The organism is Arthrobacter sp. 05L45_2, from assembly GCF_056397525.1.
Genome location: NZ_JBFTNO010000105.1, coordinates 1 through 10,431, shown reverse-complemented (window position 1 = coordinate 10,431; position 10,431 = coordinate 1). Strand labels below are relative to the sequence as shown.

At 68.0% G+C, this 10,431-nt stretch carries 8 protein-coding genes; 1 reads left to right on the top strand and 7 read right to left on the bottom strand.

The window, feature by feature from the left end; genetic code table 11:
• The 7 genes from uvrA to AC1DHD_RS09680 form a co-directional block, all read right to left on the bottom strand.
• Window positions 1–1,794: excinuclease ABC subunit UvrA (uvrA, locus tag AC1DHD_RS09710; RefSeq protein ID WP_476879511.1), on the bottom strand; the 1,794-nt coding region annotated here is incomplete at its 3' end.
• A gap of 183 nt (window positions 1,795–1,977) precedes the next feature.
• Window positions 1,978–2,370, bottom strand: a complete 393-nt coding sequence (locus tag AC1DHD_RS09705) for a GntR family transcriptional regulator (RefSeq protein WP_476879510.1) — start codon at window positions 2,368–2,370, stop codon at window positions 1,978–1,980.
• Entirely contained in the window at window positions 2,367–4,226 is a 1,860-nt protein-coding gene (locus tag AC1DHD_RS09700; protein ID WP_476879509.1) for an ABC transporter ATP-binding protein, read from the bottom strand. The genes AC1DHD_RS09705 and AC1DHD_RS09700 overlap by 4 nt, the downstream gene beginning before the upstream one ends.
• Window positions 4,223–5,974, bottom strand: a complete 1,752-nt coding sequence (locus AC1DHD_RS09695; protein WP_476879508.1) for an ABC transporter ATP-binding protein — start codon at window positions 5,972–5,974, stop codon at window positions 4,223–4,225. Before AC1DHD_RS09695 ends, AC1DHD_RS09700 begins: the two co-directional genes overlap by 4 nt.
• Window positions 5,975–6,143: 169 nt before the next feature.
• A complete protein-coding gene (locus AC1DHD_RS09690) occupies window positions 6,144–6,923 on the bottom strand; it encodes a trans-aconitate 2-methyltransferase (protein ID WP_476879507.1) in 780 nt (259 codons plus the stop codon).
• A 96-nt stretch (window positions 6,924–7,019) separates the two neighbouring features.
• Window positions 7,020–7,652 (bottom strand): alpha/beta hydrolase, encoded by a 633-nt coding sequence (locus AC1DHD_RS09685; protein WP_476879506.1) that lies wholly within the window; start codon window positions 7,650–7,652, stop codon window positions 7,020–7,022.
• Window positions 7,652–8,293 carry an NADPH-dependent F420 reductase gene (locus tag AC1DHD_RS09680; protein WP_476879505.1) on the bottom strand — a complete coding sequence of 214 codons (642 nt, stop codon included), beginning with the start codon at window positions 8,291–8,293 and terminating at the stop codon, window positions 7,652–7,654. The genes AC1DHD_RS09685 and AC1DHD_RS09680 overlap by 1 nt, the downstream gene beginning before the upstream one ends.
• A 184-nt stretch (window positions 8,294–8,477) precedes the next feature.
• On the opposite strand from AC1DHD_RS09680, the gene AC1DHD_RS09675 reads away from it, so the two are divergent.
• On the top strand, window positions 8,478–10,431 hold a 1,954-nt coding region (locus tag AC1DHD_RS09675), incomplete at its 3' end, for a DEAD/DEAH box helicase (RefSeq protein ID WP_476879504.1).

Below are 10,431 nucleotides of genomic sequence, written 5' to 3'. Positions count from 1 at the left end.
GAGGGATTCGGTGTTCTTCAGCAGGTCTTGGTAGGAACCGGAGTGGACCACCATTCCGCCGTGCTCGCCGGCGCCGGGTCCGATGTCGACCACCCAGTCGGCCTCGTGGATGGTGTCCTCGTCGTGCTCCACCACAATCAGTGTGTTGCCGAGGTCCCGGAGCCGGGTGAGGGTTTCGATCAGCCGCCGGTTGTCGCGCTGGTGCAGGCCGATGGACGGTTCGTCGAGGACGTACAGCACCCCCACCAGGCCGGAGCCGATCTGGGTGGCCAGCCGGATGCGCTGGGCCTCGCCGCCGGACAGGGTGCCGGAGGGSCGTTCCAGGTTCAGGTAYTCGAGGCCGACGTCGAGSAGGAACGTCAGGCGGGCCTGGATCTCCTTGAGGACCTGGTGCGCGATCTGCGCCTCACGGCCGCTGAGCACCAGGGTGTCCAGGAAGTGCGCGCATTCGCGCATGGGCAGCGCCGCGACCTCGGCGATGGATTTGCCGTTGATGAGGACGGACAACGACGCCGGGTTCAGCCGGGCACCGTTGCAGGCCGGGCACGGGACCTGGCGCATGTACTCCTCGTAGCGGTCCCGGGCGGAGTCGGAGTCCGTCTCGGTGTGCTTGCGGTGCACGTACTGGACCACGCCTTCGAAGCCGGTGCTGTACTTGCGTTCGCGGCCGAACCGGTTGCGGTACTGGACCACCACCTGGTGGTCCTTGCCGTGCAGCACGGTCTGCCGGGCCTCCGCGGAGAGTTTCTCCCACGGGGTGGTCATCTTGAAGCCGATTTCCTTGGCCAGGCCGCCGAGGAGCCGGTTCCAGTATTCCGTGGTGGCCGTGCCGAGGGACCACGGGGCGATGGCACCCTCGGACAGCGAGAGCTCGGGGTTGGGGATGAGGAGTTCCTCATCGACCTCGAGCTTGGTGCCGATGCCGCTGCAGGCGGAGCAGGCGCCGAAGGGGTTGTTGAAGGAGAACGAGCGGGGCTCGATCTCGTCGATTGCCAGCGGGTGCTCGTTGGGGCACGCGAGGTGTTCGGAGAACGCGCGGATGCGTCCGGGATCGTCGGCCTCAAGGTCCACGAATTCGGCGAGGACCCGGCCCTCGGCCAGTCCCAGTGCGGTTTCGACGGAGTCCGTCAGGCGCTGGCTGATGCCGTCCTTGACCACCAGCCGGTCCACCACCACCTCGATGGTGTGCTTGAACTGCTTACCGAGCTTGGGCGGGTCGCTGAGCTGGATCAGCTTGTCGTCCACCCGGGCGCGGGAGTAGCCCTTGGCGGTGAGCTCCTTGAACAGCTCGACGAACTCGCCCTTGCGGCCGCGCACCACGGGCGCGAGGACCTGGAAGCGGGTGCCCTCGGGAAGTTCAAGGAGCTGGTCGACGATCTGCTGCGGGGTCTGCTTGGTGACCGGCTCGCCGCAGACGGGGCAGTGCGGGCGGCCCACCCTGGCCCAGAGCAGGCGCATGTAGTCGTAAATCTCGGTGATGGTGCCCACGGTGGAGCGGGGGTTCTTGCTGGTGGACTTCTGGTCGATGGAGACCGCGGGCGAGAGGCCCTCGATGAAGTCGACGTCGGGCTTGTCCACCTGGCCAAGGAACTGGCGGGCGTAGGCGGAGAGCGACTCGACGTAGCGGCGCTGCCCTTCGGCGAAGATTGTGTCGAAGGCGAGGGAGGACTTGCCCGAGCCCGAGAGTCCGGTGAAAACGATCATGGCGTCGCGCGGCAGGTCGAGGTCGACGTTGCGGAGGTTGTGTTCGCGCGCGCCCTTCACCACCAGGCGGGACAGGTCGGGACGGGCCAGCTCCGTACCGGACGACGCCGGGCTGGAGCGCTGTGGGGCCGCTTTTCCGGACTTCACCGGAACGGCGGCAGGCTGGACATCGACGGCAGGTTGATCAGCTACGGCTTTAGGCACGCCTCCAATGCTAATCGAAAACTTCTTCGAATATCCATTCCGGGCCGGGATGTGCTAATGGCGGCCCCGTTAGTGGCGGTCGTACGCCGCCGCGAGGAGTTGGACGGCCTCCGCGAAGCTGGCGCCCTGGGCCTTGGCGGCGTCAGCGAACTCCGCAGCGGCGGCGGCGAGCGAGCCCCAGGCCTCGTCGCGGGCGCACACGACGGTGCCGTTCCGACCGCGGGTGGCAACGACGCCGGCGGCTTCGAGTTCCTTGTAGGCCCGCGCCACGGTGTGCGGTGCAACGCCGAGCTCGGCCGCGAGGCTGCGCACGGCAGGGAGGCGGGTTCCTGGGGCCAGGGTGCCTTTGTCCGCGTGTTCGATGATGTTCAGCCGCAGCTGCTCGAACAGCGGCACGGAACTGCCGGTGTTGGGCTTCCAGGCGCCGGGGAACTGCGCCGCGGCATGCTCTGCGGCGCTCACCGGTCCGACTCCAGCACCCGTGCGGGCTGCTCGCGGCCGGCAAATTGAGCGCGGTAAAGCCCGGTGTACACACCGTCCGCGGCCATCAGGTCCTGGTGGGTCCCTTGTTCAACAATCCGTCCGTGGTCCATGACCAGAATTAGATCAGCGTCGCGGACTGTGGACAAGCGGTGGGCAATCACGAAGCTGGTCCTCCCCTGCCGGAGCCGGGCCATGGCCTGCCGGATCTGCATTTCCGTCCGGCTGTCCACGGAGCTGGTGGCCTCGTCGAGGATCAGGATGCTGCGGGCGGCCAGCTGGGCGCGGGCGATCGAGATGAGCTGGCGCTGGCCGCGGCTCAGGGAGTCGCCGTCGTTGCCCAGCATGGTGGCGTAGCCGGCCGGGAGGGCCCGGACGAACTGGTCCACGTGGCTTGCCTGGGCGGCGGCCACAATGTCGTCGTCGTCCGCGCCGGGCCGGCCGTATTCGATGTTCTCCCGGATGCTGCCGGTGAACAGCCAGGCGTCCTGCATCACGGTGCCGAAGGTTGCCCGCAGTCCGTCGCGGGGCAACTCGGCGATGTCCACCCCGTCGACCGTGATCCGCCCGGAGTCCAGCTCGTAGAACCGCATCAGGAGGTTGACCACGGTGGTCTTGCCGGCGCCGGTGTGACCGACGATCGCCACGGTCTGGCCCGGTTCCACGGTGAAGGTCAGGCCCTCGACGACGGGAGAGGCGGGGTCGTAGCCGAACGTGGCGCCCTCGAAGGTGACCCTGCCGGCGGGCGGCGGGGATCCGGCRTCGGCCGCGCGGGCCGCGGCGGCCCGGGCGGACCCGGCGGCGGGCCCGGCCGCGTCGGCGGGGATTTCCGGCGCGTCCAGCAGCGCGAAGACGCGCTCGGCGGAGGCGATGCAGGACTGCATGAGGTTCAGCATTCCGCCGATCTGGCCCATGGGCTGGCTGAAGAGCCTGCTGAACTGGATGAAGGCCTGCACCCCGCCGATGGTCATGGTGCCGGCGGCGACCTGCAGGGCTCCGATGACGGCCACGGCGATGTAGTTGAGGTTGGCGACGAAGATCATCAGCGGCTGCACAACCCCGGAGACGTACTGCGCGTTGGAAGAGGCCCGGAAGAGCCGGCCGTTGCTGGTGCTGAAGACGGCCGCCGCGGCCTCCTGCCGGCCAAAGGCCTTGACTACCTCATGGCCGGTGAAGAATTCCTCCAGGTGGGCATGGAGGGCCCCGGTGCTGTCCCACTGGTCGGTGAAATAGGCCTGCGATTTCCGGGCGACAAGCACGGTGATCAGCGTGGAGAGCGGAACCGAGGCCAGGGCAATGAGCGCCAGCAGCGGGGAGAGCCAGAACATCATGGCCAGGGCGCCGGTGAGCATCAGCACGGACATGATCAGCTGGTTGAGCAGCTGGTTGAGGGCCTGGGAGACGTTGTCGACGTCGTTGGTGGCACGGCTGAGCACGTCGCCGCGGTGCTGGTCGTCGAAGTGGCTGGAGGGCAGGACGTGCAGCTTTTGTTCCACCGAGGCGCGCAGCCCGTAACTGAGCCGTTGCACGGCCGTCGCCGTGAGTGCGCCCTGGATCCAGCTGAACAAGGACGCGCCGAGGTACATCAGCGCCACCGCCAGGAGCAGGCGACCGAGTTTTTGGTCGTTAAAGGTGCCGCCCACAACGCTGTGGACCACGACGTCCGTGGCGTCGCCGAGGTATTTGGGCGCTGCGACGTTGAGCGCCGCGAACCCGCAGGTGGTGGCGACGACGCCGGCCATACGAAGGCGCACGGGTTTCAGAAGTCCCAGCAGCCGGCCAGCCGCCCGCCACTTGGCGGCGGCTCCGGCCCGCGGTGCAGGGAATCCGGCGCTCATGGTGTTTCCTCGAGGACCAGCTGCGAGGCGGCGATTTCCCGGTAGGTCAGCGATGACGCCATGAGCCCGGCATGGGTTCCCTGGGCGACCAGCCGGCCCTCTTCAAGGACCAGGATGAGTCCGGCATCTTCAATCGTTGCTACCCGCTCGGCCACCACCAGCACGGTCGCTGAGCGCAGGAGGGGCTCCAGCGCCGAGCGGAGCCGGGCGTCGGTGCCGTAGTCCAGGGCGGAGAAGCTGTCGTCGAAGAGGTACACGGGAGCGGGGCGCAGCAGTGCCCGGGCGATGCAGAGCCGCTGGCGTTGTCCGCCGGAGAGGTTGGTGCCTCCCTGGCTGACCGGAGTTTCCAGGGCGTCGGGAAGATCCCGGACGAAGTCGGCTGCCTGGGCCGTCTCCAGCGCCGCCCACAGCTGGTGGTCAGTGGCTTCCGGATCACCGACGCGCAGGTTCTGGGCGAGGGTCCCGGAGAACAGGTAGGAGTGCTGCGGCACCACAGCCATCAGGTCCCGGAGCGACGCCAGCGGCAGCGTGTTGATCTCGCGGCCGCCGATGCTGATGCTGCCGGCGGTCGCGTCCAGGAACCGGGGCAGCAGGTTCAGGAGGGTGGTTTTGCCGCTGCCCGTGGCTCCGACGATGGCTGTCACCGTTCCGGGAACGGCGGTGAAGCTGATTCCGCTGAGGACGGGGGCTTCCGCCCCGGGGTAGCCGAAGGCCACGTCGCGGAATTCGACGGTTCCGGCGGCGACATGCCGGAGGGCCGCCGCTCCGGGCACCGGGGACGGAGCGGCCGACGCCGGGTCCGGGTCACCAATGGAGGGGTCCGTATCGAGGACCTCGCGGATACGTTCGGCGCACGCAGCGGCGCGGGGGGCGGTGGTGAAAACGTACATGGCCATCAGGATGGCGATGAGGATCTGCAGGATGTAGGCGATGAACGCGGTCAGGGCGCCGAGCCGCATCTGGCCGGACTGGATCCGGTGGCCGCCGAACCACACGATCGCGACGGAGGAAAGGTTCACCACCACCATGATCATGGGGTTCATTCCGGCGACCAGCAGCGCGGAGTCCAGGTTGTTCCTGGTGAGTTCCTTGTTGGCGGCATCGAAGCGGCGGATCTCGTGGTCCTGCCGGACGAAGCCGCGGATGACGTTCGCGCCGATGATCTGTTCGCGCAGCACCCGGCTGATCCGGTCAATGAGTGCCTGTCCGCGCCGGTAGAGCGGAATCAGCCGCCGCACGATCAGCACCATCAGGCCCGCGAGCAGCGGGATCACCACCACCACGACGCCGGACAGTGCGAGGTCCTGGTGCAGGGCGAGGACGATGCCGCCGATGAAGCTCGCGGGAGCGGCGACCAGCATTGTGAAGACCAGGACGGTGAGGTTCTGGATCTGGGTGACGTCGTTGGTGGCCCGGGYCACCAGGCTGGGCGCACCGAAGGCACCGACGTCTTGTGAGGAGAACGTCTGGACCTTGGCGAACAGCTCTTCGCGCAGTTCGTGCCCCACCCGCATGGCCACGACAGCGCCAAGGTAGCCGGCGGCGACGGCGGACCCGACCTGGAGGGCGGCCACCGCGGCCATCCAGCCGCCGAGCCGCAGGATCACCGGCGTGTCGCCGGCGACAATGCCGTCGTCAATGATGGCGGCGTTCAGGGTGGGCAGCATCAGGTTGGCGCTGGTCTGCACCAGCTGGAGGCAGATGATGGCCAGGACGGTCACCCTGTGGGCCGCCAGCAGGCGCCTCATCAGGCTAAGTAGCACCGAACCTCCATCACTAGAACAGGGCCCGGATGTGGAGCAGGACGCGGTCGCCCCAAAGACCGCTTTGTCATTGTAAGCCCCATCACATGCCGATCTTTGTCATGTGGCATGTCACATTGGTCAATGGTGCTGGCACGGGTGGCCCGGCCGGGTCTCAGCCGCGCTTGCGGGCGACGGCGAAGACCCGCCGGAAGGGGAAGACGGTCCCGCGGTCCCCGGGCGGGTAGGCGACGCGCAGCTGCCGGGCGTACTCGGCCTCGAAGCGTTCGGCGTCCGCCGGGCCCAGCGCCGCGAGGACCGGGCGCAGGCCGGTTCCCCGGACCCACTCAAGCACCGGATCGGTGCCGGGGAGGACCTGGAGGTAGGTGGTCTCCCAGGCGTCGGCGTCACAGCCGGCATCCAGCATGAGCTGGAGGTATTCGGTGGGGCCGGCCGCGGCGTCGCTGTGCCGGAGCACGCCGGCCAGGCGCCCGGACCAGTCGTCCGATTCCGYGAGGGAACRCATCAGGGAGTGCGAGGGGGCGTTGAAGTTACCTGGAACCTGCAGGGCGAACCAGGCGCCGGGTCGCAGGGCTTCGAGCCAGTGCGGCAGGAGTTCCAGGTGGTTGGGTACCCATTGCAGGGCGGCATTGGTGACCACGACGTCGGTGTCCGGTGCCGGCATCCAGTCGCCGATGTCCGCCTGGCGGAAGGAGAGGTTGTCCGTGCCGGCCGCCAGGCCGCCGGCCTTGGCGAGCATTTCGGCCGAGGAATCCAGCCCGGTGACGGCGGCTCCGGGCCAGCGGGCCGCCAGCGTGGCGGTGAGGTTTCCCGGGCCGCAGCCCAGGTCCGTCACCTGCTGCGGGGAGCCAGCGCGGATTCGCGACGTCAGGTCAAAGAACGGCCGGTCCCTGTAGCCGCCGAATTCCTCGTACTTTGCTGGATCCCATTTCACGCTTTGCCCCCGCTTCGCCGTGTCTTCAGCCGAAGCCTACCGCCGAGGGCCGGTCCCGAAGGACCGACCCGCGGCGGATTGGCGCCACTGCCGGGCCTAGGCTGCGGGCAGCCCTTCAATCCAGCTGCCGAGCTCCGCCAGCGTCTGGCCGGTAATGCCGTGCCCGCCGGGATCGCGGCGTGAGGTGGCGGCGGCTCCGGAGCCCGTCAGCAAATAGTCCCAGGTCTTTTCGAGGAGCTCGTGCGGGATGACCCGGTCCTGGTCGCCGTGGGCAACAAAGACCGGGACGCCAGCCAGCTGTCCTGGTGCGACCGGAACACCGGCGTCGAACGGCAGGGTGCCGTAGAGGATGGCAGCTCCGGCATAGCGTGACGGGTCGGCCAGCAGCAGGCCGCCGGCAAAGGCTGCCCCGCCGCTGAAGCCGACCAGCACCACCGGCCGGCCGGCCGGTGCCGCCGCGTCGAGCCAGGCGCGGAACCAGGCCATCGTCGCGTCCAGGGATTCGGCCACGGGCCGGCCGATGCCGCGATTGGCGAACCAGGCGTAGCCGCCGCCCTCGGCAATGGGAGCCCGGACCGCGGCGTAGGCGGGTCCGGCCGGCAGCCGGCCGGCGAGGCCGAGGATTTCCCGCTCGTCGGAGCCGCGGCCGTGGAGAAGCACCACCAGCGGAGCCGCCGGGTCGTCGGACCCGGCAGTTGCTACCACCGGGTCCGGGAAGATGGCTTCCATTAGTTGGTGACCTTCAGGCCGGTGTCCCAGTTGAAATCGGCGAACTCGGGGTTGGCTTGCATCGTCATGAGGACAAACTGGAAGCCTTCCAGCTCACCGGAGCGCTTGAGCGGGCCGACCACGAGCGGCCGCATGCCGGCGTCGGCAACGAAGCTGCTGACGGCCGAGGTGGCGGCGGCGTCGTCACCCGCGATGAACACATCCAGGGGCTGGCTGCCGGACTTGCCCGCCACCAGGGTTCCCGCGAACGTGGTGTTGAAGGCCTTGACCACTGCGGCACCGGCCGGGGCGAGCTTGGCAATTTCCTCGGCAGCGGACGTGCCCGGCTCCACCACCAGGGAGTCGAAGGTCTCGAAGTTGACCGGGTTCGTGATGTCCACGAGCGTCTTGCCGGCCAGGGCATCGCCATAGGCGCGCACCACGGACTTGGCGGCGTCGAACGGTACTGCGAGGACTACCAGGCTGCCCTGCGGCGCATCCGCCGTCGTGCCATAGCGCACACCCCCTCCGAGCTCCTCCGCCAGGGCCTGGGCTTTGGCTGCATCCTGGCCGAGAATCTCGACCGTCCGGCCGGCGGCGAGTGCGCGAGTGGCGATGCCGCGGGCCATGTTGCCGTTGCCGATGATGGTGATGTTGGTCATGGGGGTCTTCTTTCCAAAGATTCGGGCCAGGAAGTTCGTCATCAGATTCTGTTCGGTCGGATACTGGATGTTTTGTTGAAGCTACAACCAACATACGCCTAAAAGGTTGAATCATCAAGTACCTGCTGTCTGCGGTTATCCGGCCCGGCTGCGGGAGCGCCGCGGGACACTAAGCTGGAAGGCAATGAAACTCGTAGATCAGCTTCCCGCCCCGGCCGCCCGAGTCCCCGGCCGGACCGGCCTCGATCCGGATGAGCTTTACACCCGGTTCGTCGAATGGACCGAGAGCCGCGGCCTTGCCCTCTACACCGCCCAGGACGAGGCCGTGATGGAGCTGGCGGCCGGCGCCAACGTCATTCTCGCCACCCCCACCGGCTCGGGGAAGTCGCTCGTGGCCATCGCGGCGCATTTCCAGGCCATGGCCCGCGGCCAGCGCAGCTATTACACGGCCCCCATCAAGGCGCTCGTCTCGGAGAAGTTCTTCGCCCTCTGCGAAATCTTCGGGGCCGAGAACGTCGGCATGATCACCGGAGATTCGGGCGTTAACCAGGACGCGCCCATCATCTGCTGCACCGCAGAGATCCTGGCCAACATCGCCCTGCGCGAAGGGGCCGACGCCAGCCTCGGCGCGGTGATCATGGACGAGTTCCACTTCTACTCGGACCCCCAGCGCGGCTGGGCGTGGCAGGTTCCGCTGCTGGAACTCCCCCAGGCCCAGTTCCTGCTGATGTCCGCGACCCTGGGCGACGTGAGCCGCTTCGAGGACGGCATCACCGAGCTGACCGGCCGCCCGACGACGACGGTCAGTTCCGCCGAACGGCCCATCCCGCTGCACTTCTATTACCAGCAGACCCCCGTTCACGAGACGCTGGAGGAGCTGCTCTCCACCAAGCAGGTCCCCGTCTACGTGGTCCACTTCAGCCAGCTCGAGGCCATCGACCGGGCGCAGAACCTGATGAGCATCAACATCTGCACCCGTGAAGAAAAAGACAAAATCGCCGAGCTGATCGCGGGATTCCGCTTCGCCGCGGGCTTCGGCAAGACCCTCAACCGGCTGGTCCGCCACGGCATCGGGGTACACCACGCCGGSATGCTGCCCAAATACCGCCGGCTGGTCGAGCAGCTGGCCCAGGCGGGCCTCCTGAAGGTCATCTGCGGCACGGACACTCTGGGGGTCGGCATTAACGTCCCCATCCGCACCGTCCTCCTGACCGCGCTCAGCAAGTACGACGGCGTCCGCACCCGCCTGCTGAACTCCCGTGAGTTCCACCAGATCGCCGGCCGCGCCGGCCGGGCCGGCTATGACACGGCGGGCACGGTGGTGGTCCAGGCCCCCGAGCACGTGATCGAAAACGTCAAGGCCATGGCCAAGGCCACCGCGAAGTTCGGCGACGACCAAAAGAAGCTGCGCCAGGTGGTCAAGAAAAAACCGCCGGAAGGCTTTGTGTCCTGGGGCGAACCCACCTACAAGCGCCTGGTGGAATCCGTCCCGGATCCGCTGGGCTCGAGCTTCACCGTGACGCACTCGATGCTGATGAACCTGATGGAACGGCCCGGGGACCCCTTCAAGGCCGCGCGCCGGCTGCTCACGGAGAATCATGAGACCCGGTCCGCACAGCTGCAGCTGATGAAGAAGGCCCTCGGCATCTACCGCGAACTGCTGGCGGCCGGCGTCGTCGAGCGGATTCCGGCGGCAGAGCAGGGTCCGGACGGGCGCAGCGTCCGGCTGACCGTGCACCTGCAGGCGAACTTCGCCCTGAACCAGCCGCTCTCCCCCTTCGCCCTCGCGGCCCTCGACCTGCTGGACCCGGAGTCGCCGTCGTACGCCCTCGACGTCGTGTCGGTCATCGAGTCCACGCTGGAGAAGCCGCGGCAGATCCTGTCCGCCCAGCAGAAGAAGGTCCGCGGGGAGGCGATCGCCGCAATGAAGGCCGACGGCATCGACTACGACCAGCGCATGGCCATGCTCGAGGACGTCACCTACCCGCAACCGCTCGCCGAGATCCTCGGTGAAGCGTTCGACGTCTACCGCAAGGCCGCACCTTGGATCGGCGACTTTGAGCTGGCGCCCAAGTCCGTGGTCCGCGACATGTACGAACGTGCCATGAACTTCGGCGAATTCGTCCAGTTCTACGGGC